The 24,149-nt window shown below is 72.5% G+C and carries 23 protein-coding genes and 1 tRNA gene; 14 read left to right on the top strand and 10 right to left on the bottom strand.

Annotated elements, in window-relative coordinates; translation table 11 throughout:
* The first annotated feature begins 17 nt into the window (after positions 1-17).
* On the top strand, positions 18-689 hold the full coding sequence (locus WFJ17_RS11715) for a TetR family transcriptional regulator (RefSeq protein WP_251438680.1): 672 nt from the start codon (positions 18-20) through the stop codon (positions 687-689).
* A 115-nt stretch (positions 690-804) separates the two neighbouring features.
* Complete coding sequence (locus WFJ17_RS11710) at positions 805-2,037, top strand: acyl-CoA dehydrogenase family protein (RefSeq protein ID WP_336648501.1); 1,233 nt, start codon at positions 805-807, stop codon at positions 2,035-2,037.
* Between the two features lie 321 nt (positions 2,038-2,358).
* On the opposite strand, the gene WFJ17_RS11705 is transcribed toward WFJ17_RS11710, so the two are convergent.
* Positions 2,359-2,877, bottom strand: coding sequence for a hypothetical protein (locus tag WFJ17_RS11705; RefSeq protein ID WP_251438682.1), 519 nt, complete (start codon positions 2,875-2,877; stop codon positions 2,359-2,361).
* Positions 2,878-2,976: 99 nt separating this feature from the next.
* On the opposite strand from WFJ17_RS11705, the gene WFJ17_RS11700 reads away from it, so the two are divergent.
* Positions 2,977-4,455: a phytoene desaturase family protein gene (locus WFJ17_RS11700; protein WP_336648500.1), complete on the top strand. Its 1,479-nt coding sequence runs from the start codon at positions 2,977-2,979 to the stop codon at positions 4,453-4,455.
* A 27-nt stretch (positions 4,456-4,482) separates the two neighbouring features.
* Positions 4,483-5,526, top strand: a complete 1,044-nt coding sequence (locus tag WFJ17_RS11695) for an ATP-dependent DNA ligase (protein ID WP_336648499.1) — start codon at positions 4,483-4,485, stop codon at positions 5,524-5,526.
* A gap of 9 nt (positions 5,527-5,535) precedes the next feature.
* Here the strand turns inward: WFJ17_RS11695 and ligD are convergent, their stop codons facing one another.
* Positions 5,536-6,597: a non-homologous end-joining DNA ligase gene (gene ligD / locus WFJ17_RS11690; RefSeq protein WP_336648498.1), complete on the bottom strand. Its 1,062-nt coding sequence runs from the start codon at positions 6,595-6,597 to the stop codon at positions 5,536-5,538.
* Positions 6,598-6,661: 64 nt separating this feature from the next.
* The gene (locus WFJ17_RS11685) at positions 6,662-7,552 is read right to left on the bottom strand and encodes a LysR family transcriptional regulator ArgP (protein WP_336648497.1); all 891 of its coding nucleotides are present in this window, start codon (positions 7,550-7,552) and stop codon (positions 6,662-6,664) included.
* A gap of 100 nt (positions 7,553-7,652) precedes the next feature.
* Here WFJ17_RS11685 and WFJ17_RS11680 point away from each other — a divergent pair, with 100 nt between their 5' ends.
* Entirely contained in the window at positions 7,653-8,285 is a 633-nt protein-coding gene (locus WFJ17_RS11680) for a LysE/ArgO family amino acid transporter (RefSeq protein WP_442927984.1), read from the top strand.
* Between the two features lie 18 nt (positions 8,286-8,303).
* Here WFJ17_RS11680 and WFJ17_RS11675 read toward each other — a convergent pair whose 3' ends face one another.
* Positions 8,304-8,906: a MarR family winged helix-turn-helix transcriptional regulator gene (locus WFJ17_RS11675; RefSeq protein ID WP_336648496.1), complete on the bottom strand. Its 603-nt coding sequence runs from the start codon at positions 8,904-8,906 to the stop codon at positions 8,304-8,306.
* Between the two features lie 72 nt (positions 8,907-8,978).
* Between WFJ17_RS11675 and idi the strand changes: the two genes are divergently transcribed.
* The 7 genes from idi to WFJ17_RS11640 are packed head-to-tail and all read left to right on the top strand — an operon-like array spanning position 8,979 to position 14,597.
* Positions 8,979-9,533 carry an isopentenyl-diphosphate Delta-isomerase gene (idi, locus tag WFJ17_RS11670; RefSeq protein WP_295032845.1) on the top strand — a complete coding sequence of 185 codons (555 nt, stop codon included), beginning with the start codon at positions 8,979-8,981 and terminating at the stop codon, positions 9,531-9,533.
* The gene (locus tag WFJ17_RS11665) at positions 9,530-10,585 is read left to right on the top strand and encodes a polyprenyl synthetase family protein (RefSeq protein ID WP_251438690.1); all 1,056 of its coding nucleotides are present in this window, start codon (positions 9,530-9,532) and stop codon (positions 10,583-10,585) included. The genes idi and WFJ17_RS11665 overlap by 4 nt, the downstream gene beginning before the upstream one ends.
* Positions 10,582-11,475 (top strand): phytoene/squalene synthase family protein, encoded by an 894-nt coding sequence (locus WFJ17_RS11660; protein ID WP_336648495.1) that lies wholly within the window; start codon positions 10,582-10,584, stop codon positions 11,473-11,475. The genes WFJ17_RS11665 and WFJ17_RS11660 overlap by 4 nt, the downstream gene beginning before the upstream one ends.
* Positions 11,472-13,022: a phytoene desaturase family protein gene (gene crtI / locus WFJ17_RS11655; RefSeq protein WP_336648494.1), complete on the top strand. Its 1,551-nt coding sequence runs from the start codon at positions 11,472-11,474 to the stop codon at positions 13,020-13,022. Before WFJ17_RS11660 ends, crtI begins: the two co-directional genes overlap by 4 nt.
* The gene (locus tag WFJ17_RS11650; RefSeq protein ID WP_251438693.1) at positions 13,019-13,348 is read left to right on the top strand and encodes a lycopene cyclase domain-containing protein; all 330 of its coding nucleotides are present in this window, start codon (positions 13,019-13,021) and stop codon (positions 13,346-13,348) included. The genes crtI and WFJ17_RS11650 overlap by 4 nt, the downstream gene beginning before the upstream one ends.
* Positions 13,345-13,707 carry a lycopene cyclase domain-containing protein gene (locus WFJ17_RS11645; RefSeq protein WP_336648493.1) on the top strand — a complete coding sequence of 121 codons (363 nt, stop codon included), beginning with the start codon at positions 13,345-13,347 and terminating at the stop codon, positions 13,705-13,707. Before WFJ17_RS11650 ends, WFJ17_RS11645 begins: the two co-directional genes overlap by 4 nt.
* Entirely contained in the window at positions 13,704-14,597 is an 894-nt protein-coding gene (locus WFJ17_RS11640) for a prenyltransferase (RefSeq protein WP_251438695.1), read from the top strand. The genes WFJ17_RS11645 and WFJ17_RS11640 overlap by 4 nt, the downstream gene beginning before the upstream one ends.
* 109 nt (positions 14,598-14,706) lie before the next feature.
* Here WFJ17_RS11640 and rplA read toward each other — a convergent pair whose 3' ends face one another.
* From rplA to WFJ17_RS11615, 5 genes are all read right to left on the bottom strand, one after another.
* A complete protein-coding gene (gene rplA, locus WFJ17_RS11635; RefSeq protein ID WP_045250756.1) occupies positions 14,707-15,396 on the bottom strand; it encodes a 50S ribosomal protein L1 in 690 nt (229 codons plus the stop codon).
* Positions 15,397-15,407: 11 nt separating this feature from the next.
* On the bottom strand, positions 15,408-15,839 hold the full coding sequence (rplK, locus tag WFJ17_RS11630; protein ID WP_045250755.1) for a 50S ribosomal protein L11: 432 nt from the start codon (positions 15,837-15,839) through the stop codon (positions 15,408-15,410).
* 287 nt (positions 15,840-16,126) lie between these two features.
* Positions 16,127-17,239, bottom strand: a complete 1,113-nt coding sequence (nusG, locus tag WFJ17_RS11625; RefSeq protein ID WP_251438696.1) for a transcription termination/antitermination protein NusG — start codon at positions 17,237-17,239, stop codon at positions 16,127-16,129.
* 55 nt (positions 17,240-17,294) lie between these two features.
* Positions 17,295-17,570, bottom strand: a complete 276-nt coding sequence (secE, locus tag WFJ17_RS11620; RefSeq protein ID WP_045272112.1) for a preprotein translocase subunit SecE — start codon at positions 17,568-17,570, stop codon at positions 17,295-17,297.
* Between the two features lie 39 nt (positions 17,571-17,609).
* A tRNA-Trp gene (locus WFJ17_RS11615) sits at positions 17,610-17,682 on the bottom strand.
* A gap of 223 nt (positions 17,683-17,905) precedes the next feature.
* Between WFJ17_RS11615 and WFJ17_RS11610 the strand changes: the two genes are divergently transcribed.
* Entirely contained in the window at positions 17,906-19,822 is a 1,917-nt protein-coding gene (locus WFJ17_RS11610) for an HSP90 family protein (RefSeq protein ID WP_251438697.1), read from the top strand.
* Positions 19,822-22,629 carry a hypothetical protein gene (locus WFJ17_RS11605; RefSeq protein WP_336648492.1) on the top strand — a complete coding sequence of 936 codons (2,808 nt, stop codon included), beginning with the start codon at positions 19,822-19,824 and terminating at the stop codon, positions 22,627-22,629. The genes WFJ17_RS11610 and WFJ17_RS11605 overlap by 1 nt, the downstream gene beginning before the upstream one ends.
* A gap of 154 nt (positions 22,630-22,783) precedes the next feature.
* Here the strand turns inward: WFJ17_RS11605 and WFJ17_RS11600 are convergent, their stop codons facing one another.
* Positions 22,784-24,145: an NAD-dependent succinate-semialdehyde dehydrogenase gene (locus WFJ17_RS11600; RefSeq protein ID WP_292885072.1), complete on the bottom strand. Its 1,362-nt coding sequence runs from the start codon at positions 24,143-24,145 to the stop codon at positions 22,784-22,786.
* Positions 24,146-24,149: the final 4 nt, after the last annotated feature.

Genomic DNA, 24,149 nt, shown 5'->3' with positions numbered 1-24,149 from the left:
AACTAGGCTCTCCTTCTATGACCGAGCACGCCGACGTGTCGCCCGCCCGCACCGCCGTGGTGCGTGCGGCGCTCGAGCTGTTCTCCGCCCAGGGCTTCGATTCGACCTCCGTCGAGCAGATCGCGCGGGCCGCGGGCATCTCCCGTTCCACCTTCTTCCGCCAGTTCGGCGGTAAGGACGACGTCGTTTTCGCCGACCACGAGGAGCTCCTGGAGGGGCTGCGCCGCTATCTGGACCGCGCGCATCCCAATCCCTGGAGCGCGGTGTGCGACGCGTCGATGATGGTGTTCCGCGCGTTCGCCGCCGACCCCGACCTGGCGCGCCTGCGCTATCAGGTGGTGCGCGAGGTGCCCACCCTGCGCGATCGTGAGATCGTCGCGGTGTTCCGCTACGAGCGCCTGTTCGACGAGTACCTGCGCCGCTCGCTCCCGGATCTGGATCCGCTCGACGCGGTCGGCTTCGCCGCCCTCGTCACCGCCGTGCACAACCATGTGCTGCGCCGGCTGCTCCGCGGATCGCGCACCTCGGCGGCCGCCCTGCGTCGCGCGCTCGACGACGTGCTGCGCCGGTACGGCGTGCACCCGGACGGCATGAAGGAGCCCGGCGAGGACGCGGTCGTGGTGGCCGTGTTCCCGCGTTCCATGCCGATGGCGGAGATCACCCGCCGCCTGCGCGACGAACTGGACTGAGCTCGGCGCGGCACGACGGATCCCCGGTGGATCCGATGCTCGTCGCGCCTCGCGAATGGCGGTACGCTGTCTCATGAAACCTGAGACTCAGTCTCACTCCTCGGACGGAGACCCCATGAGCAACGACGCCCGCTTCCCCGGTGAAGCCGTCACCTCCTACGACCTGACCGGTCGCGGCGGCACCGACTACTACGAGGTCTTCTCCGACATCCCGGCCGCCGATCGCGCGCACTGGGAGCGCGCCCAGGCCTACGTCGACGAGGTCGGCCCGCGCATGCAGGCCGCCTGGGACCGCGCGGAGTACCCGCTCGACGTCGCCCGCCGCATGGGCGAGATGGACCTCGTCGTGGACGGCATCGACCACCCTGCCCTCACCCGGATGAGCCCGCTCGCAGCGGGCCTGGTCAACATGGAGATCTCACGCGGCGACGGCTCCCTCGGCACCGTGCTCGCCGTGCAGGGCGGACTCGCGCTGCGCACCCTCGCGCTGTTCGGCAGCCCCGAGCAGCAGGAGCGCTGGCTCGTCCCCCTCGCCGACGGCTCCGTGCTCGGATCCTTCGCCCTCACCGAGCCCGATCACGGATCCGATTCCGTCTCGCTCGAGACGGTCGCCCGTCGCGACGGCGACGACTGGGTGCTGCGCGGGGCGAAGAAGTGGATCGGCAACGGCGCCTCCGGCGGCATCACGTTCGTGTGGGCACGCGTCGACGACGAGGGGGCCGAGGACCACGGGGCCGTGCGCTGCTTCCTCGTCGAGCAGGAGCGCCCGGGCTACCAGGGCACGGTGATCACCGGCAAGGTGTCACTGCGCGGGATCCACCAGGCGCACATCCGCCTCGACGACGTGCGCGTGCCGCTGGACGCGGTGCTGCCCGGCACGCACAGCTTCAAGGACGCGTCCACCGTGCTGTACGCGACGCGCTCCGGCGTGGCCTGGTCGGCCCTCGGGCACGCGACCGCCTGCTACGAGGCGGCGCTCGCCTATGCGAAGACCCGGATCCAGTTCGGCAAGCCGCTGGCGAGGTTCCAGATGGTGCAGGAGCGCCTCACGCACATGCTGGAGGAGCTCACGGCGATGCAGCTGTACTGCCGTCGCATGGCCGACATGGACGGGGCAGGGACGCTCCGGCCCACGCAGGCGTCGCTGGCGAAGTTCCACAACACCCGCGCCGCGCGGCGCATCGCGCAGACCGCGCGCGACCTGCTCGGCGGCAACGGCATCCTGCTCGAGAACGGCGTGATGCAGCACATGGCCGACATCGAGGCGATCCACACCTACGAGGGCACCGAGAGCGTGCAGGCGCTGCTCATCGGCCGCAACATCACCGGGATGAGCGCGTTCGCCTGACGGGCGTCGGGCGCGCATCCGCCCGCTCCGCGCGGTCCGCGGAGGTTGTGCAGGGTCCGCCGACGTTGCGCAGGGCCCCGGGGCCATTGTGCAGGGACCCGGGGCCGTTGTGCAGGGACCCGGTGGCGTTCTGCAGGGACCCGGGGCCGTTGTGCAGGGCGGGATCCGGTATTCCGGCCATTCCACGGGCGGCTACCGGGGCATGCGCGCCGGGGCTCCTGCAGAACGGCGCGGCCGCCCTGCGCAACAGCCGGGGCTCCCTGCACAACGACCGGGCCTCCCTGCACAACGGCGCGGGGTCCCTGCAGAACGGCATGGGACTCAGTCGCAGCCGCAGCCGCCGGACGGCGTCTTCACCATGAAGCACACGTCGCAGATGCCGTAGTCGCGCTCCGCGAGCGGGGTCGCCTTCGGGGCGCGCGGCTCCGGCTTGGGCTTCGCCGCGGCGCGGGTGCCCGGGGCGCGGGTGCCTGCGGCGCGCGACGGACGGGCGACGCCCGCGGGCGCGCCCTGCAGCTCGCTCGGATGCGTGACGTAGAAGTACGGCGCCCGCCCCTCGCTGGGCGCGAGCGGCAGCACGCGTCCGGCGACGACGACCTGCTCGTCCTCGCCGAAGCCGTTCGTGTAGGTGCGCCCGATGTGCAGCGCCGCCCCCTCGCCGCGCCGGATCGCCTCGATGTAGCGACCGCGGTCGATGAAGGTGCTGATGCCCACCGCCTCGACGATCGCGCGGATGAAGTCGTGGTTCACCGGATCGATGCGCTGACCGCGCAGCGCCTCGGCGAGGGACTTGTAGGGACGGGAGGTGCCGGTGGGGGTCGGGCCCTGGACTTCGTTCATCCCCTCCAGGATCCCACGTCCTGCTGCACGCGACCTGCACGTCCGCGCTCCGCACGCGGGCGCGCGACTCCGACTCCGACTCCGTGCCAGACTGGCGGCATGCCCCGCGCCACCGTCATCGGCAGCGGACCGAACGGGCTCGCCGCCGCCGTCTCCCTCGCCCGCGCCGGCTATGCCGTCGAGGTCCTCGAGGCGGCCCCGACGATCGGCGGCGGCGTGCGCAGCGCGGCGTCGACCCTCCCCGGGTTCGTGCACGACGTCTGCTCGGCGGTGCACCCCGCGGCCTACTCCTCGCCGTTCCTGCGGGCCTTCGGCCGGGACCGCGTCGAGTGGATCATTCCCGAAGCGGCATATGCGCATCCCCTCGACGACGGAAGGGCCGGCATCGCCTGGCACGACCTCGAGCGCACCGCCGACGCGCTCGGGCCGGACGCCCGGGCCTGGCGCGCACTGCTGCGTCCCCTGAGCACGCACATCGAGGGCCTGCTCGACGTGACCGGGGGGTCGCTGCTGCGGATCCCCCGGGATCCGGTCACGGCGGTGCGGTACGGGCTGCGGGTGCTGGAACAGGGATCGATGATGGCCCGGAGCACCTTCCGCACCGCCGAGGCGGCCGGGCTGGTCGCCGGCGTCGTCGCGCACGCGAACACGGCGCTGCCCGCGCTCAGCGGGGCCGCGGCCGGGCTCCTGCTCATGGCCCAGGCGCATGCGGGCGGCTGGGCGTATCCGCGCGGCGGCGCGCAGCGGATCGCCGACGCGCTGGCCGACGACCTGCGCGCCCACGGCGGCGCGATCCGCACGGACGCCCCCGTGGCCGACCTCTCGGCGCTGGACTGGGGGGATCCGCACCGCGGCGATCTGCTGCTCCTCAACACCACACCGCGGCTCGCGCTCACGCTGCGCGACGTGCCGGCCCGGTACGCCTCGGCGATCCGGGCCTACCGCTACGGCCCCGCCGCCGCCAAGGTCGACTTCGCCCTGGACGGGCCGGTGCCGTGGACGAACCGGGAGGTCGCCCTCGCCCCGACCGTGCACGTGGGCGGCACCCGCGAGGAGGTGTGGGCGAGCGAGAACGCCGTCGCCCAGGGGCGCGTCTCCGAACGGCCCTACGTGCTGGTCGCGCAGCCCTCCGTGCTCGACGACTCCCGCGCCCCGGCGGGGAAGCAGACGCTGTGGGCGTACATCCACGTGCCGGCGAACTCGGACGCGGATCCGACCGAGCTCGTCGTGCGGCAGATCGAGCGCTTCGCGCCCGGGTTCCGCAACCGCATCCTGGCGAGCCACGCGGTGCCCGCGCGGGAGCGCGTGCACCTCAATCCCGCGGAGATCGGGGGCGACATCTTCGGCGGCTCCTTCACGATTCGCCAGGCCGTGGTGCGCCCCGTGCTCTCGCCCGCCCCCTGGCGCACGCCGATGCCCGGGGTCTATCTCGCCTCCGCGGCGACCCCGCCCGGCCCCGGGGTGAACTTCCAGGCCGGCTGGCACGCGGCGCGCACGGCGCTGGCGGATGCGGGCGAGCGCGTCGGCCTCGGAGACCTGTTCGGATCCGCGCCGGCGGGTCCGAACCATGGCGATTGAAGCCTGTCGGGCGGCAGGATGGGATCCATGCGCTACGAGATCCCCTCACCGATGCTCGCGAAGGCCGCCGCTTCCGTGCCCGAACCGGCGAAGTTCCCGGGCGGCCTGCTGTACGAGCCCAAGTGGGACGGGTTCCGCGGACTGATCTCGTGGGACGGCGAGTCGGTCGAGATCGGCTCACGGGGCGCGAAGCCGCTGACGCGCTACTTCCCCGAGCTCGTCGAGGCGATCCCGCGCCTGCTGCCCGGGCCGTGCCTGCTCGACGGCGAGATCGTCGTCGCATCCGGACCGACCGGTTCCCAGCGCCTGGACTGGGAGGCCTTGAGCCAGCGGATCCACCCCGCCGCGTCCCGGGTGCAGAAGCTCTCGGCGGAGACTCCGGCGATGTTCATCGCGTTCGACCTCCTCGCCGCGGGCGACGAGGATCTGCAGTCGCTCCCCTTCGGCGAGCGACGCGCACGCCTGGAGAGGCTGCTCGCCGACGTCCCGCATCCGCTGCACCTCACCCGCACCACGGCCGACCCGGACACGGCACGGCGCTGGCTCGCCGAGTTCGAGGGCGCCGGCCTCGACGGCGTCGTCGCGAAGCCCCTCGATCAGCCCTATGCGCCCAACAAGCGCACCCTGTTCAAGATCAAGCACGCCCGCACCGCCGACGTGGTCGCCCTCGGCTACCGGATCCACAAGAGCGGATCCGGTGTCGGATCCCTCCTCGTCGGCCTCTACGGGGACGACGGGGTGCTGCGCCAGGTCGGCGGCGTCGCGGCCTGGAGCGACGCGATGCGGCAGCAGCTGGTCGACGACCTCGCGCCCCTCGTGGAGCGCGACGAGTCCGGCGCAGCCCTGACCGGCGACGGCGAGCGCTCCCGGTTCAGCGGCAGCAAGGACACCTCGTTCGTGCGGCTGCGTCCCGAGCGGGTGCTCGAGGTGCGCTACGACCAGCTCGAGGGCTGGCGGTTCCGCCACACCGTGCAGTTCGAGCGCTGGCGCGACGACCGCGAGCCCCGCTCCTGCACCTACGAGCAGCTCGAGACCGTCGCCGGCTACGACCTCGGCGACGTCATCGACTGAGGCCGGGGGTCACTCCTCGACGCGCTCGCCGTTCTCGTCCCAGTGCGCGGCGACCTTCTTCGAGGGCTGCACACGAGGGGGCTCTCCGGGCATCTTGGGGAACTCCGGCGGGAACGGCATCTCGCCGAGCCCGTTCTCCACGTCGCGCTCCCACCAGGCCAGGAGCGTGTCGATGCGGCCCGGGGCGTCCTGCATGCGCGCCCACGGGTCGCCGACGTCGGCGAGGCGCTGCGGGACCGTGCGCACGGTGAACCGGGTCGGATCCACCCCGTCGAGCTCGTCCCACTCGATCGGGGTCGACACCGTGGCGCCGGCCAGTGCGCGCGGGCTGTAGGCGCCGGCCATGGTGCGGTCGCGGTTGGCCTGGTTGAAGTCGACGAAGATGCGCTCCCCGCGCTCCTCCTTCCACCACGCCGTGGTGACGCGGTCGGGCATCCGCCTCTCCAGCTCGCGCCCCGCCGCGATCACGGCGTGCCGCACGGTCAGGAACTCCCACTCCGGCACGATCGGGCAGAACACGTGCAGCCCGCGGTTGCCGCTGGTCTTGATGAAGGCCTCGAGCCCTGCTTCGCGCAGCACGGACCGCAGCTCGTGCGCGGCAGGGATGGCCTCGGCGAAGCCTGTTCCCGGCTGCGGGTCGAGGTCGATGCGCAGCTCCACCGGGTTGTCCGTGTCCGATGCGAGCGAGGCCCAGGGGTGGAACACGACGGTGTTCATCTGCACGGCCCAGACGATGGCCGCCGCCTCGGTGAGCACGATCTGCGGATGCTTGCGGCCGGAGTTGTAGGTGCACATCACGCTCTGCACGAAGTCGGGCGTGCCCTTGGGCGGGTTCTTCGAGAAGAAGCTCTCCCCGGAGATGCCGTCGCGATACCGCTCGAGCGAGACGGGCCGGTCGCCGGTCGAGGCGAGGAACGGCGTCGCGACCGTCTGCACGTACTCGGCGAGCTCGGCCTTGGTGATGGGGCCGCCGTCGGCGTCCGGCCAGACCGCGCGGTTGGGGCTGGACAGATCCAGCGACCGCTCGCCCTCGGGCCCGGGGATGGTCAGCGTGATGCGCTCGGATGCCATGAGTCGACCCTAGGGCGCGCCGCCGACGCCGCGCCAGCGTCCGCGGGCCGCGGTGCCCTCGCCCTCAGCGCAGCACGTGACCGGCCTCGGCGCGGATCTCCGCCGCGATCGCATCCAGCAGCTCGGAGCGCAGGTTCCACTGCTGCCAGTACAGCGGCGACGCGAGCTCGCCGTCGTCGAGCCGTACCAGGCGCCCATCGGCGAGGCCCGCCTCGGCGTGCGGCACGGGCAGCAGCGCCCAGCCCAGTCCGAGCTCGACGGCGACCGAGAAGTCCGCCGACGCCGGCACGTGGTGGCGCGGCACGGGCCAGGGATCCACCCCGCGCTCGCGCAGCCAGTCCTGCTGCAGCACGTCGCGGCGGTCGAAGTCGACGAAGGGCGCCCGGGCGAGCGCGGCGGCGGTCACCCCGTCGGCGAACCACCGGCGGGCGAACCCCGGCGATGCCGCGGCCACGTAGCGCAGGGCGCCGAGGGCCTCCACCCGGCAGCCGCCGACCGGCTCAGACTCGCTGGTCACCGCGGCCATCACCGCGCCGGACTCGAGCAGCCGGGCCGTGAAGTTCTGGTCGTCGCGATGCAGGTCGAACTCCACGTCATGGCGGGCGGACAGCCGCGCGAGCGGCGCGAGGAACCACGTCGCCATCGAGTCGGCGTTGACGGCGAGGGGGATGCGCACCCTGGCGCCTTCCGCCTCGCCGGCGAGCCCGGATCCCGTGATCGCATCCCGCTCGAGGAGCGCGACCTGGCGTCCGAACCGCGCCACCGCCTCCCCCGCCTCGGTCGCGCGCGCGGGCTTGCTGCGTACGAGCAGGATCCGGCCGAGCTGCTGCTCGAGCGTCTTGACGCGCTGGCTCACGGCGGACGGCGTCACGAGCAGCCTCCGCGCCGCGCCCTCGAAGCTGCCCTCGTCGAGCACGGCGGCCACGGTGCGCGCCGCCTCCGGATCCACCTGCACATCAGAGATCCTAATCTGGCTTAAGGAATGTTCGCTGGTGCTGAAGTTCCGCGGCCCGTATCGTCATTCCGTGCTCACCCTGCTCTCCGGCCTCGGCCTCATGTTCTCGCTCATCGTCGCCGTCGGCGCCCAGAACGTCTACGTGCTGCGCCAGGGACTGCGCCGCGAGCACCTGCTGCCCGTGGTGCTGATCTGCGCGGCCTCGGACGCCGCACTCGTGCTGGCCGGAACCGCGGGGCTCGGCTACCTCGTCAAGACGCTGCCGTGGCTGATCGTCGTGGCCCGGTGGGCGGGCGCGATCTCGCTCATCGTGTACGGGATCCTCGCCGCGCGGCGTGCGTGGGCCTCGGGGGGCGAGGCCCTCATCGCCGATGGCGCGGAACCCGCGACCGATGCGGCCGGCGGCCGGGGCACGGCGACCCTCACCCGCACCGCACCGCTCGCGCCGGTGATCCTGGCCACGCTGGCCTTCACCTGGCTCAACCCGAACGTCTACCTCGACACGGTCCTGCTCATCGGCGGCATCGCCGCCACGCACGGCGACGGCCGGTGGCTGTTCGCGGCCGGCGCGATCCTCGCCAGCGTCACGTGGTTCTTCGCGCTCGGCTACGGTGCGCGCCACCTTGGACGCTGGCTGCGCACCCCGCGCGCCTGGCGGATCCTGGACACGGGCATCGCGGTGCTGCTCGTGGTGATGGGCGTCGCGCTCGTGCTCCCGGTCTTCTTCGGCTGAGCGGCGCGACTCCCTCGGTCAGCCGTTCTCGGAGCCCGTCCCGCCCAGGGCGTCCGCGCCCCCCTCCCGCCCGGTGCCGCCGTTCTCCTCGGTGGTGGCGAGCTCGCGCAGGAACCGCGTGACGACGCCGCGCTCCTCCGAGGACAGCCGGGCGGCGACGTCGAAACGCCGCGCATGCAGGCGACCCACGCTCTCGCGCGCCGCGAGGCGCGTCTCGGGCGTGACCGTGAGCACGATCGCACGCCGGTCACCCGGATGAGGCCGGCGCTCCACATGACCTCCGTGCTCGAGGCGATCGAGCATCTTCGTCGTCGCCGCGCTGCTGATGCCGAGGTGGTCGGCGACGGCCCTGGCGGTCACGAGTTCACCCGCGTTCTCCGAAGCGATGAGGAGGCGCAGCGCGCGCATGTCGTTCTCGTTCAGCTTCATGTAGCGCCGTGAGGCCTCGCTCATCCGTGCGGCGGCACGGTGCCAGGCGCGCAGCGCCGACATCAGGTCGACGATCTCGTCGACCTCGCCATCGGAGAGATGGGCGCGGTGCACGAGCTCCCGGCGGGGATCGATGAGTCGCGGATCGACCATGGCGAGGTCGATGCGGCGCTGGGACTCGGGGACTTCCACGGGAGGACTCTATGCCATAGAGTCTATTCCTAACCAGGTTAGTAAATTTCTCGGTTAGCAAAAGGAGCCCCGATGACCCCCGACGTCGAGATGGTCGTACTCCTCAACGCCGAGGGAGCGCAGATAGGCACCGCCCCGAAGAGCACGGTGCACGGCGCCGACACGCGCCTGCACCTCGCGTTCTCCTGCCATGTCTTCGACCCTCGCGGCCGGCTGCTCGTCACCCGCCGTGCGCTCACGAAGGCCGCCTGGCCGGGCGTCTGGACGAACTCGTTCTGCGGCCACCCCGCTCCCGGCGAGGGGCTGGTGGCGGCGGTGCGCCGCCGGGCCGAGCATGAGCTCGGGATCGCCCTCGACTCCGTCGACCCGGTGCTGCCGTTCTTCCGCTACCGCGCCACCGACGCCACAGGCATCGTGGAGAACGAGATCTGCCCGGTGTACCTGGCGGTCACCTCGGACACCCCGCGCCCTCACCCGGACGAGGTCGTCGAGCACCGCTGGGTGGATCCGGACGATCTCGCCGAGTCGGTGCGCCGCACCCCCTGGGCGTTCAGCCCCTGGCTCGTGCTCCAGGCGCAGCTGCTGCCCTTCCTGGGCGGGCGCGGGCTCGAGGAGCTCGCCTCATGACGGGCAGAGCCGTCGCGGAGGACCTGCTCGCGGAGGTCGAGACCGTGATCGACCGGGTCTTCCAGGACGCGGGAGGTCGGCTCGGCGACCTCGCCGGCTTCGACGCGGTCTGGGAGGAGGCCCGCCAGGGCGCGGCGGGCGGCAAGCTCCTGCGCCCCCGCCTCCTGCTCGCGGCGCAGGGAGCGTTTGCCGGCGAGCCCGCGGAGAGCGCCGTCCACGCCGCCGCCGCGCTCGAGCTGCTCCATCTCGCCTTCCTCCTCCACGACGACGTGATCGACCGCGACGTCCTGCGGCGGGGCGAGCCCAACCTGATCGCCCGCCGGAGAGACGCCGCGCAGGCGGCGGGTGCCGACGAGGCCGGCGCGCTCCGCTACGGCGACAGCTGCGCGATCCTCGCGGGCGACCTCCTTCTCTCCGCCGCGCATCGCCTCATCGCCGAGCTCGACGCCCCCACCGCGCATCGCAGGGCGCTCCTCGCCGTCCTGGGCGACGCGATCGAGGCCGCGGCCGTCGGCGAGCACGCCGACGTCGTCCTCGGACTCCGCGGCGATGCCGACGAGGAGGCGGTCCTGCGCACCATGGAGCACAAGACCGCCCGCTACTCGTTCAGCGCCCCGCTCCGGATGGGCGCCCTGCTCGGCGGGGCGGACCCCGCCGCGATCGACACGCTGGGCTTCATCGGGACGACGATCGGCATCGCCTTCCAGGCGAGGGACGACGTGCTCGGCGTCTTCGGCGATCCCGAGCGCACCGGCAAGTCCGTGCTCTCCGACCTCCGCGAGGGCAAGGTCACGCTGCTCGTCGCGCACTCCCGCAGCCATGCGTCCTGGCGGGAGGCGTCCGCGCTGTTCGGCGATCCCGGCCTCGACGAGCGCGGCGCCGCCGTGCTCCGGACCGCGATCGTGGAGTCGGGCGGCCTGGCCCGCACCGAGGCCGCGATCTCCGGTCTGGTCGCCGAGGCACGTGCCGCCCTCCTGTTCTCCGCGCTCCCCGCCCCGCTGATCGCCGAGCTCGAGAGCGTCATCGCCCGCGCGACGGAGCGCACCCGATGACGGCCGTCGCGGGTCTCGCCCTCTACGATCGCGCCGCGGCCCGCGGATCCGCCCAGGTCCTGGACAGCTACTCGACCTCGTTCCGTCTCGCGAGCCGGCTCTGCTCGCGCGCCGTGCGCGCCGACCTCGCCGCGATCTACGCCCTCGTGCGCGTGGCCGACGAGATCGTCGACGGGTGCGCGGCGGACGCCGGGCTGTCCTCGCCGGAGTGCCGGGAGGTGCTCGACGGCCTCGAGCGCGAGGTGGAGGCCGCGCTCCGCTCGGGGTACAGCGCCAATCTCGTCGTGCACGCGTTCGTCACGACCGCGCGGGCGACGGGGATCGGCGACGACCTCACCCGCCCGTTCTTCGCATCGATGCGCCGCGATCTCAGCCCGCTCGTCTTCACCGAGGAGCGCGAGCTCGACGAGTACGTGCACGGCTCGGCCGAGGTCGTCGGGCTCATGTGCCTCGCCTCGTTCCGGCGCGGGCTCGCTCCGGATCCGGTGCGGAACGCCCGCTGGGATCGCGGCGCGATCGCGCTGGGCTCGGCGTTCCAGCGGGTGAACTTCCTCCGCGACCTCGGCGAGGACGCCGACGGGCTCGGCCGCCGCTACCTGCCCGGGGTCGATCCGCACTCGTTCACCGATGCCCAGCGCGATCGGATCCTGGACGGGATCGATGCGGAGCTCGCGATCGCGGGCGCCGTGATCGGCGAGCTGCCGTCATCCTCGCGCCGCGCGGTCGCCGCCGCGCACCTGCTCTACTCCGAGCTGTCCGCGCGTCTACGGCGCACCCCGGCCCGCGTGCTCGTCGAACGGCGAGTACGCGTTCCGGCGGCGCGCAAGGCCGCGTTGCTCGCGCGCGCCGCGCTGGTCGGCAGCGGCACGGCACGGCGGAGCGACCGGTGAGCCGGGTCGCCGTGCTCGGCGGCGGCATCTCGGGGCTCGCCTCGGCGGCCCTGCTCGCCGCCGACGGGCACGAGGTCACCCTCTTCGAGCAGGCCGCACAGCTCGGCGGGCGCGCCGGCAGCTGGGAGCGCGACGGCTTCCGCTTCGACACCGGGCCGTCCTGGTACCTCATGCCGGAGGTCTTCGAGCACTGCTTCCGGCTGCTCGGCACGACCGCCGCGGCGGAGCTCGACCTCGTCCGCCTGGATCCCGCCTACCGCCTCTTCGCCGACGGGGCGGCCCCGCTGGACGTGCACTCGGACCGCGAGCGCTCGCTCGCGCTGTTCGAGTCCGTCGAGCCCGGGGCCGGCGCGGCCCTCGCGCGCCACCTCGACTCGGCCGCCCGCACGGCGCGGATCGCGAACCACCGCTTCCTCTACACCGACTTCTCGCATCCGAAGGCGTTCCTGCCCGGCGGCGAGCTCCGCGAGCTGCCCCGTCTCGCGACGCTGCTCGGCACCTCGCTGCGGAGCATGGTCGAGGCGTCGTTCTCGGACCGCCGGCTGCGGCAGATCCTGCAGTACCCCGCCGTCTTCCTCGGCGGCTCGCCCGACATCGCGCCCGCGCTGTTCCATCTGATGAGCTCCTTCGACCTCGCCGAGGGCGTGCTCTACCCGCGCGGCGGGTTCACCACCGTGATCGAGGCGTTCGCCCGCCTCGCCCGGGAGGCGGGGGCGCGTCTGCACACGGGTGCACGGGTGCACCGGATCCTCGTCGACGGCGGCGCGGTCCGCGGAGTCGTCGTCGCCCGCGAGGGGCTCGTGCGCGAGGAGAGGTTCGACCGCGTCGTGAGCACGGTCGACATGCACCACAGCGACACCGCCCTCCTGCCGGGTGCGGCGCGCGAGCGCTCGCCCCGGCACTGGCGGCGCGCCAACCCCGGCACGGGCGCCGTGCTCGCGATGCTCGGCGTCCGGGGCCGGCTCCCCGGGCTCGTCCATCACAACCTCGTCTTCACGGAGGACTGGGATGCGAACTTCGACGCGATCTTCGGCGATGCGCCCCGGGTGCCGGATCCCGCGTCCTTCTACGCCTGCGCCCCCAGCCGGACCGACGACTCCGTCGCGCCGGAGGGTCACGAGAACCTGTTCCTGCTCGTGCCCGTGCCGGCCGACCCCGCGATCGGCTCCGGGGGCGTCGACGGCGGCGGGGCGTCCGCGGTCGAGCGCGTCGCCGACCGCGCGATCGCCGCGCTCGCGGCGCACGCGGGCGCCCCCGACCTCGCCGAGCGGATCGTCGTGCGGCGCACCATCGGGCCCGCGGACTTCGCCCGCGACCTGCACTCCTGGCGCGGCTCGGCGCTGGGCCCGGCGCACACCCTGCGGCAGAGCGCGTTCCTGCGCGGTCGCACCCGGTCCCGGACCACGCGCGGGCTCTTCTACGCGGGGGCGACGACGCTTCCCGGGATCGGCCTTCCGATGTGCCTGATCAGCGCCGAGCTCGTGCTCAAGGCGTTCCGCGGCGATCGCACGACCGGGCCGCTGCCCGTGCCGGAGGCGGTGCGATGAGCCTCCTGTACCTCGGCCTGCTGCTCGTCTCGATCCTCTGCGTGGGGCTCGTGGACGCGCGCTGGCGGCTGTTCCTCTGGGCGGCGCCGCGTCGTGCGTGGACCGTCCTCCTGACGGGGACGGCGTTCCTGCTGCTCTGGGACGTCGTGGGCATCGCGACCGGGATCTTCTCGCGGGAGGGCAATCCGATCTCGACCGGGATCCTGCTCGCCCCGCACCTGCCGATCGAGGAGCCCGTGTTCCTCCTCTTCCTCGTGCAGCTGACGATGGTGGTCTACGCGGGCTCGCGGCGGATCCTGGAGAGCCGCAGGGAGCGTCGCGCATGAAGGCCGCCTACCTGATCGTCGACGCGGTCTTCCTGGTGCCCTGCGTGCTCGTGCAGGCGCTCGCCTGGCGACGCAGGCCGCCCGGGCACGGTCCGGCCCTCCTCGCCACGATCGTCCTGCTCGTCGCGCTCACGGTCGTCTTCGACTCCCTGATGATCGCGGCGGGCCTGTTCACCTATGACCCGGACCGGATCAGCGGGATCCGGATCGGTCTCGCCCCGATCGAGGACCTCGCCTATCCGCTCGCGGCCGCGCTGCTCGGCACGGCGCTGTGGAGTCTCGGCCGCCGGGCGCCGCGGCCGGCTCCGGATGCCCTGCACGGCGACGGGACGGGATCCTCCGAGGAGGCGCGCCGATGAGCTCCGCCGTCGCCCCCTCCCTGACCCGCGACCTGCTGCTGACCTCGCGCCCGCTGAGCTGGATCAACACCGCCTTCGGCTTCGCCGCCGCGTACCTGCTCACCACTGGACGCGTCGACGCGGCGTTCGTGATCGGGACGCTGTTCTTCCTCGTGCCGTACAACCTCACGATGTACGGCATCAACGACGTCTTCGACTACGCCTCCGACCTCGCGAACCCGCGCAAGGGCGGCGCCGAGGGCGCGGTGCTCTCCCCCGCCCGCCATCGTGCGGTGCTGGCCTGGTCCGTGCTGCTGCCGGTGCCGTTCGTCGCCGCGCTCGTCGTGCAGGGGAACCCGCTGTCCTGGATCGTGCTCGCGATCAGCCTGTTCGCCGTGGTCGCCTACTCCGCACCGGGGCTGCGGTTCAAGGAGATCCCGTTCCTCGACTCCGTCACCTCGAGCGTGCACTTCGTCTCGCCGGCGGTCTACGGGCTCGTCCTCGCCGGCGCGGAGCCGAGCCTCCCGCTCACGATGCTGCTGCTCGCGTTCTTCGCCTGGGGCGTCGCGAGCCATGCGTTCGGCGCGGTGCAGGACGTCGTGCCGGATCGGGAGGCGGGGATCTCCTCGATCGCCACGGTGCTGGGCGCGCGACGCACCGTGCGCTTCGCCCTGTCGATGTGGACCCTCGCGGGTGCGCTCATGCTCTTCACGGTCTGGCCGGGTCCGCTGGGCGCGCTGCTCGCACTGCCCTATCTCGGTGCGGTGTGGCCGTTCCGCTCGGTCTCGGATGCGGAGTCGGGAACGACGAACCGCGGCTGGCGCCGCTTCCTCCTGCTGAACTACCTCTGCGGCTTCCTCGCGACGATGCTGCTGATCTGGTGGGCGTTCCTCGGCGGCACGGCGTTCTGAACCGGCCGGGGCCGCTGCCGCGCGGGGAGCGCGCACGACGAAGGCCCGCCCCGGCGAACCGGTGCGGGCCTTCGCGAGTGAGCGCCAGGCGATGCCTGGGCGTTCAGGCTCAGATGGCGTTGACGTCCAGCGGGATGCCGGGGCCGAACGTGGTCGACACGGCGCCCTTCTGGATGTAGCGGCCCTTCGAGCTGGACGGCTTGAGGCGGACGATCTCCTCGAGCGCGGCCTTCATGTTCTCGTCGAGCTGCTCGGCCGAGAACGACGCCTTGCCGACGACGAAGTGCACGTTGGCGTGCTTGTCGACGCGGAACTCGATCTTGCCGCCCTTGATCTCCTCGACGGCCTTGGCCGCGTTCGGGGTCACGGTGCCGGTCTTCGGGTTCGGCATCAGGCCACGCGGACCCAGCACCTTGCCGAGACGGCCGACCTGGCCCATGAGCTCGGGGGTGGAGACGGCCGCGTCGAACGCGGTCCAGCCGCCGGCGACCTTCTCGATGAGCTCGGCGCCGCCGACCTCGTCCGCACCCGCGGCGATCGCGGCCTCAGCGGCCGGACCCGTCGCGAACACGATGACGCGGGCGGTCTTGCCGGTGCCGTGCGGGAGGATGACGGTGCCGCGCACCATCTGGTCCGCCTTGCGCGGGTCGACGGAGAGCTTCAGCGCGACCTCGACGGTCGAGTCGAACTTCGCGGAGCCGGTCTCCTTCGCCAGGGCGACGGCCTCGGCGGGGGTGTAGAAGCGGTCTGCCTCGATCTTCGCGGCAGCAGCGTTGTAAGCCTTGGACTTGGTAGCCATTGTTATCTCCCTCAGCCCTCGACCGTGATGCCCATGGAACGGGCGGTTCCGGCGATGATCTTGGACGCGGCGTCGATGTCGTTCGCGTTCAGGTCGGCCTGCTTCTGCTCGGCGATCTGACGGACCTGCTCGGCGGTGATCTTCGCGACCTTGACGGTGTGCGGAGTGGCGGAGCCCTTCTGCACGCCCGCAGCCTTCTTGATCAGCTCGGCGGCCGGCGGGGTCTTCAGGATGAACGTGAAGCTGCGGTCCTCGTAGACGGTGATCTCCACGGGGATGACGTTGCCGCGCTGCGACTCGGTCGCGGCGTTGTACGCCTTGCAGAACTCCATGATGTTGACGCCATGCTGACCGAGCGCGGGGCCGATCGGCGGCGCCGGGTTGGCAGCGCCGGCGTTGATCTGGAGCTTGATCAGGCCGGTCACCTTCTTCTTCGGTGCCATAGTGATTCCTTTCTCGAGCAGACGCCCTGGGGCGTCCCTCTCCCGCGGATCCGGCATCTCCGGAACGCGGTGGTGTCCGCGCGCACGACGAAGCGGCGCACAAACCATAGAAGTCTACCCGATCCCGGGCGCGTCCGCGCACGGCGGTCTCCGGGCCGCCCGCACCCGCCGCTCACCGCCAGGATCCCGCGACGGATGCAGGATCCCGCGACGGATCCGGCCCGCGAACGCGAGAACGGCCGTCCCTCGAGAGGGACGGCCGTTCTGCGAGCGCTTCCGGGGAAGCGTCAGATCATCTTGGTGACCTGGTCGAACGACAGCTCGACCGGGGTCTCGCGCTCGAACAGCGAGACGAGCACGGTGAGCTTGCCGCTCTCCGGCTTGATCTCGGAGATCGAGCCGGGAAGACCCGCGAACGAGCCCTCCTTGATCGTGATGGTCTCGCCGATCTCGAAGTCGACCTCGGCGGTGAGCGGACGCGCCACGGCGGTGCCGCCCTTGGCCGCGACGGCCTTGGCGGTCGGGACGTCCTTGACCTCGACGAGGGACTTCAGCATGTTGAACGCCTCTTCGAAGCGCAGCGGGGTCGGGTTGTGGGCGTTGCCCACGAAGCCGGTGACGCCGGGCGTGTGCCGCACGACGGACCAGGTGTCCTCGTTCAGCTCCATGCGCACGAGCACGTAGCCGGGGATCCGGACGCGCGTGACCATCTTGCGCTGACCGTTCTTGATCTCGACGACGTCCTCCATCGGGACCTCGATCTGGTAGATGTCGTCCTCGACCTCGAGCGTCGACTTGCGCTGCTCGATGTTGGCCTTCACCTTGCGCTCGAAGCCGGCGTAGGAGTGGATGACGTACCACTTGCCGGGGAGCATCCGCAGGTCCATGCGGAAGGACTCGTACGGGTCCTCGTCGGCGTCGACCGGGGCGCTTGCGGCGTCGGCCGGGTCGAGCTCGGACTCCACCGCGTCCACGACGCCGGCGGCCGCATCGATCTCCGCGACCTCCTCGGGGTCGAGGACGGGGGCGTCCTCCTCGCCGTTCACGTCGGGGCCGTCGTAGGGCGTGACCTCGTCGGCAGCGGCGGCCTCGCGGTCGGCGGCCTCCTCGGCCACGGAGTCGTTGAGGACCGACGCGGCGGCCTCGGACTCGGCCGCCTGGTCCAGGTTGAGAGCGTCGTTCACGATCGCGTCTGCCTCCGGGTCTTCTTCGAATTCGATGTCTTCGTCGTCCGCGTCCGCGTCGTCGTCGCCCTCGATGTGCAGGGCGACCCGCTCGGCGGCCTCGACGGCGCGCTCCTCGGAGGCGAGGACATCGCCCTCCTGAGCCTCGTCGTCTTCGCTGGACTGCTCAGCGGCGGTCGCCCAATCGACGTCGTCGCCAGAGTATCGTTCGGACACTTGCTCTTCTCTCCTTCAGGTTCGGCCCGGGGTCAGACGCCGCCGGGCCGCGGGATCACGCGGTTTTCCCGGGAACCCCGAAGACTTGCGTCGTCAGCCACGAGAAGGCCATGTCGAGGCCGTACACCAGCGCCATCATCACGATGACGAAGCCCAGGACGACCAGGGTGTACTTGACGAGCTCCTTGCGCGTGGGGGTGACCACCTTGCGGAGCTCCGCGATCACCTGACGGAAGAACAGCGCGATGCGACCGAAGAAGCCGAGCTTCTTGTCGCGGCCCGCGCCGCCGTTCGCCGTGGGAACCACAGCGCCCGATGCGTCCTGAACCATCCTCGAGTACCTTTCGTGTGCCGGCTGCGCGCCGACGCGCAGGGCGGACAGGAATCGAACCTGCAACCTGCGGTTTTGGAGACCGCTGCTCTGCCAATTGAGCTACCGCCCTAGAGATCCGGAGATCTCTGTCCGCATCCCCTCCGCGCTCCGGGAGACCCGGGGCACGGCGAAAGAATGCAGACAACAACTGCTCGTCCAGTGTACGGCATCCGCACGGACGGACCGAACCGGGCGCGTCCCGCGCGCAGCCCGGGCGTGGCGGACGGGCCCGGCGCCGCGGTTGTTAGGCTCGGAACGCGGGTGCAGGCCCGAGGCGGAGACGAGGGGGGCCGATGGGGACGGATGACGGCGCGCACGAGGAGGCGCAGCAGTTCCAGGTGGATCTGCGCGGAGTCGTCGATCTGCTCAGCCGGCACATCTATTCGAGCCCGCGCGTGTACCTGCGCGAGCTGCTGCAGAACGCACGCGACGCGATCACCGCGCGGCACGAGGTCGACGGCCGCGGAGGCACGATCCGGATCACGCCGCTCGCCGCCACGCCCCCGTCGACGGGATCGGGGACCGCGGAGGAGTTCGTGCTCGTCGACGACGGGGTCGGACTCACCGCCGCCGAGGTCGCCGAGCTGCTCGCCACCGTCGGCCGCAGCTCCAAGCGCGACATCTTCGATCTCCCCCGCAGCGACTACCTCGGTCAGTTCGGCATCGGGCTGCTCAGCTGCTTCATGGTCGCCGACACGATCCGGATCCGCTCCCGCAGCGCCCGCGGCGGCGCACCGGTCGAGTGGATCGGGTCCGCGGACGGGACCTTCCGGGTGCGGGAGCTGGACGAGGAGCTGCCGATCGGCACCAGCGTGCATCTCGTCCCGCGGTTCGACTCCGCCGACCTGCTCCGCGCCCCCGCCGTCCGCGAGCTCGCCGAGACCTTCGCGGAGTTCCTCCCCGTCCCCGTGTTGCTGCAGACGGGCGGGGGCACGACGCCCCTCACGCACGCCGCCCCGTTCCTCGAGCCGGCGCAGGATCCTGTCGCCGTCGTGCAGTACGGCCGCGAGCTGCTCGGCGCGACCCCGCTGGACGTGATCGAGCTGACCGACGCCGCCACGGGCACCCGCGGCGTCGCCTACGTCCTGCCCTACGCTCCCCCGCCCGGCGCTCGGCAGGCGACGCGCATGTACCTGGGCCGGATGCTCCTGTCCGAGCGGGCCGACGACGTGCTGCCCGACTGGGCCTTCTTCGTCCGCGCCGTCGTCGACTCGACGGGGCTGAACCCCACGGCCAGTCGCGAGTCGCTGGTCGACGACGAGGCGCTCGCGCGCGTCCGGGACGAGCTGGGCGCCGCGATCCGGCGCTGGGTGCTCGAGCTCGGCCTGCGCGAGCCGCACCGGCTCGCGCAGTTCGTGGCGGTGCACGAGGTGGGGCTGAAGTCCCTCATCCGCCACGACGACGAGCTCGCCCGGTTCATCACGCGCTGGCTCACCGTCGAGACCACGCACGGCACCATGACGGTGGGCGACCTCGTCGAGCGCTTCGACAGGATCCGCTACGCCGAGAGCGTCGACGAGTTCCGCCAGGTGGCCGGCATCAGCCGCCCCGAGCAGGTGCTCGTGAACGGCGGGTACCTCTACGACGCCGATCTGATCCGGCGCCTGCCCGAGCTGCACCCGGCCGTCTCGGTCGAGCGGGTCGACGTGGTGGGCGAGCTGGACCGGCTGGATCCCCCGCCGCTCGACGACCGCGCCGAGGCCGTGGCGCTGGAGGACCGTGCCTCGGCCGTGCTCGCCGAGGTGGGCTGCCAGGTCGTGGTGCGGATGATCGATCAGCCCGAGCTGCCGTCGCTGTACGTCGCCGACCCGGCCGTGCTGCGACGGCTGGACCGCACGCGCACCAAGGGCATCACGGGCGCCCTGTGGGGCGGCGTGCTGGATCGGATCGATGATGCGGTCTCGCCCGGGGACGGGCCCGCGGCCGCCGCCCGGCTGTGCCTGAACGGCGCGAACCGCGTGGTGCGCGCGCTGCGCGACGTCGGCGACGACGCGGTGTTCGCGCGCACCGTGCAGCTGCTCTACATCCAGGCGCTGCTCGCCGGGCACCGCCCGCTGGGCGACGCCGACCGTGCGCTGATGACCGGCGCCCTCGCCGATCTCGTCGCTCTGTCGGCCGGCGTCGTCCCGGTCGCGCCCGCACCGCTCCCCGTCGCCCTCACCGACGACGATTCCCCCGCTCCCGACGCTCTCGACCCCGAGGATGGATGATGGCAGGCCAGAAGAAGCAGCTGAAGCGACTGTTCGAGGAGATCGACCGCACGCCGTGGGGTCCGCACGAGCAGGCGCTGGTCGCGGAGGCCGTCGGCATCGCCCAGGAGCTCGGCGACGAGGAGCTCGAGTACCAGGCCCGCATGCGCCAGACGGCGTCGGCGAACATGGGCGGACTCACCGACCTCATGCTCAGCTCCTTCGCCTGGTGCCTCGCCCGCCACGACGCCGACCCCGCCCGGTTCCCCGCCGACATCGACAACGGCGCCGCCGACCTGATGTGGCAGTTCAAGTGGATGGCGTCGTCGCTGCGCGGCTCGCCCGCGTTCGCGCCGGAGCAGATCGCCGCGGTGCTCGAGGACATGGAGGCCCACTACGCCGCCGCCGGTCTCGGTCCCAGCGGCGTGCTCATGGCCCGCTTCGAGGACGCGCACGCGGCCGGACGCCTGGACGAGGCGGAGCGGCTCCGGGTGCAGCTGGAGACCACTCCGCGCGACTCGCACAGCCACTGCGACGCCTGCGGCCGGAGCCAGGTCGCCGGCTTCCTGGCCGACACCGACCGCGACGAGGAGGCGATCCGTCTCGTCGAGGAGATGGTGGAGGGCGGCTTCTCCTGCGGCGAGGAGCCCGAGCACGCGCTCTCGCTGGCGCTGCTGCCCTACCTGCGCCTGGGACGCGGGGACGAGGCGAAGGCCGCCCATCTGCGCAGCTACCGTCTCGCCAAGGACAATCCCGACCTGCTCGGGGCGGTCGCGAACAGCATCCGCTTCTGCGCGCTGACGGGCAACGAGGCGCGCGCTCTCGCCCTCGTCGAGCGTCACCTGCCGTGGCTCGCCCACGACGCCCTCAACTCCCAGGGGCACTTCGGCATGCTCATCGCGGTCGCCACCACGCTCGATGCCGTGGTCGACGCCGGACACGGATCCACCCCGGTGCGCGGCGCGGACGCGACCGAGCTCGCGCCGTTCTTCGGCGCCCGCGAGACGGCCTGGACGGCCGCGGAGCTGGCCCCCGTCGCCTGGGTCGCCGCCGAGCGCCTGGGCGCGCGATTCGACGAGCGCGACGGCACCGACAACCACGCCCGGCGCCTGCAGACCGCGAAGCGCCGCGCCGCCGAGCGCTACGACGTGCCCATCCGCAGCGACGTGTTCACCGCGCCGGCTCCCGACGAGACACCCCTCGACGTGGACGGCTGGTACCGTCGCGCGCTCGACGTCTCCGGCTACGGCGCGGCCGCCGAGATGCTGGACACCCTGCCGCACGTGATCGACGCCGTGGATCCGCAGCGCCGGGCGGTGCTGACGGGCCAGCGCCTCGCGGCCCTGGTCAACCTGGAGCGCCTCGACGAGGCCGCGGCGCTGCTGCCGGATCGGATCCGCTCGCTGCGGGCCGCCGGCCGAGACGCCCAGGCCGATCTCGAGGAGCGGTTCGGGCTGGCACTGTTCGGTACGGCGACCCCCGAGGACACGGCGGCGCTCGCCGCCCTCCTGACGGCGTCGGCCGAGCCCGCGGACGCCCTGCCGGCCGAGACCCGCGGCGACATCGCGCTCACGATCGCCTTCGGTCTCGTGGACGACGACCCCGGCGCCGCCCTCGCACTCGCCGAGCAGGCCGGTGCGCTCTTCGTCGAGGCTCAGGACGCCCGGATGGGCTACGGCGCGGACTTCGCCGCGATCATGGCGCTGCTGCGCGGCGACCGTGCCGAGGAGGGGCACGCCCGGATCGAGCGGCTGCTCGCCGACTCGGACGCGCCGCGCGGCGTGCGGGCGCGCGCCCTCGAACTGCGCGCGCGGATCCGCGGCGGACGGGGCGACTTCGCCGAGGGCGCCGCCGACGCCGATGAGACGAGCCGGATCCTCGCCGAGCTGGGCGGTCGCGGCTCGCTCGCCGGAGCGCAGATGCTCGCGGGCGCCCTCTGGGAGGACGCCGATGAGCCTGAGCAGGCCCTCGCCCGGTATCGGGTCGGGGCGCGGATGCTCGAGCAGACCGGCGGGGACGTCGCCGGGGCGAAGTACCGCGTCGCCCGCGCGATGCTGAACACCGGCGCCGCGGACGAGGCGGCGGAGCTGTTCGGCGAGGTGCTGCAGCTCGAGGAGCGCGCCGACGTCCCCGCGGGTAGCCGCGCGATGACCGCCCTCATGCTGGCCCGGGCGTTCCGCGCCGCCGACGAGGCCGGCCAGGCCTACGGCGTGTTCGGCTACGCGGCAGAGCTGTTCGGCGAAGCGGAGAACCCGGCCGATCAGGCCCTGGCCCTGATGAGCCGGGCGCAGATCCTCGCCCAGTACGAGGAGCCGGAGCAGGCGGTGTCGACCCTCGAGGAGGCCGCGCAGATCGTCCGCACCGCGGAGGATGCGCCCGCTGCCCTGGTGGAGGTGCTGCACAACCTCGGTCAGTCCTATGGCGCGCAGCGCGACCCCCGGGCGTTCGCGCTCTTCGACGAGGTCGAAGCGATCGCCCGGGCCAACGACGCCGACTGGGTGGTGGCCGACGTCACCGACTCGCGGGCCCGGGCGCTGCTGGCCGCCGAGCGCCTGGACGAGGGCGTCGCCGCCGCCCTGACCGCCTCGGACGCGTTCGCCGCGATCGGGGACGCGCAGTCCGCCGGAGGCTCCGCGCTGCTCGCGGCGCGCGCCCTGCACGGCGGCGGGCGCCCCGCCGACGCGGTCGCGGCGTACCGCGCGGTGCTCGACCAGGCGGAGGGCATCCCGCCGCTGCGCCAGATCGCCGCGCTCGAGCTCGGCGACGTGCTGCAGGGGCTCGGACACGACGCCGACGCCGCCGAGGTGCGCCGTCTCGCCGAGGACTGAGGTACCGCCTCGGGAACCCCTTCGCTCCCGTCCGCGCATCGCGCGGTTCCGGATCCGGCCCGGCGGGGACAGACGAAGGGCGGGCGTCGCAGGGTGTGCGACGCCCGCCCTCGAATCCCGCTGAGTGCGGCGGGAAGGGATCCCGTGGCCGAGATCAGGCCACGCGGATGAGCTTCTTGTTCACGAACTCGTCCGCGGCGAGCAGACCGAGCTCGCGCGACGTGCCGCTGCGCTTGACGCCGCCGAAGGGCAGTTCGGGGCTGTCGGCGAGGACGACGTTGACGTAGACCATTCCGGCCTCGATGCCGTTCGCCACCCGCGCCGCCTGGGCGTCGTCGGTCGTGAACACGTAGGAGCCGAGACCGAACGAGGTGTCGTTCGCGAGCGCGACAGCCGCGTCCTCGTCCGCGACGCGGTAGACGACCGCGGCGGGGCCGAACAGCTCTTGGCGGTACACGTCCATCTCGGGCGTGACGTCGGCGAGCAGCGTCGGCGTGTAGAACGCGCCGTCGCGGGTGCCGCCGGTGAGCAGGGTCGCGCCCTGCGCCACCGCGGTGTCCACCTGGTTCTGCAGGTTGACCGCGGCCGCCTCGGAGACGAGCGGGCCCAGCACGGTGTCCTCCTGCGTCGGGTCGCCGGGCGTCACGGCGGACAGCGCGGCGACGGCCTTCTCCACGAACGCGTCGTAGAGGCCGTCGACGACGATGAAACGCTTGGCGCCGTTGCAGGCCTGGCCGTTGTTGTCCAGACGCGCGTCGACGGCGGCCTGCACGGTCGCGTCCAGATCGTCCGTGGAGAGCAGGATGAACGGGTCCGAGCCGCCGAGCTCGAGCGCGACCTTCTTCAGGTTGCGACCGGCGTTCTCCGCCACGGCCGCACCGGCGCGCTCGGATCCGGTCACGGACACGCCCTGCACGCGGGGGTCGGCGACGATGGTGGCCGCCTGCTCGATCGACGCGTACACGTTGACGTAGCCGCCGTCGGGGAGCCCGGCCTCCTCGTAGATCTTCTCGAGCAGGGCCGACGACTCCGGGCACTGCTCGGAGTGCTTCAGCACGATCGTGTTGCCGACCGCGAGGTTCGGACCCGCGAACCGCGCGACCTGATAGGCCGGGAAGTTCCACGGCATGATGCCGAAGAGCACACCCAGCGGGGCCTTGCGGATGACCGCGGTGCCGTCGCCCAGGATGTCCAGGGGCTGGTCGGCGTTGATCTTCTCGGCGTTGTCCGCGTAGAACTCGATGATGTCGGCGGCGAAGTCCACCTCGCCGACGGCCGCGGCGAGGGGCTTTCCCATCTCGCGCGTGATGATCGCGGCGAGCTCGTCGCGGTGGGCGCGATGGCCCTCGGCGATGCGGCGGATCACGGCCGCCCGATCGGCGACGGACGTGCGCCCCCAGACCGCTGCGGCGGCGTGCGCGCGGGCGACCGCGTCCTCGATCTGCGCATCGGTGAAGGTGTCGTAGGTGGCGACGGTCTCGCCCGTTGCCGGGTTGACGACGGCGTAATCGGTCATGTCG

The sequence above is a fragment of the Microbacterium sp. MMO-10 genome (genome assembly GCF_037148715.1).
GTDB lineage: Bacteria > Actinomycetota > Actinomycetes > Actinomycetales > Microbacteriaceae > Microbacterium.
The sequence above is the reverse complement of the archived record's forward strand: the minus strand, read 5'-3'. Positions and strand labels throughout refer to the sequence as shown.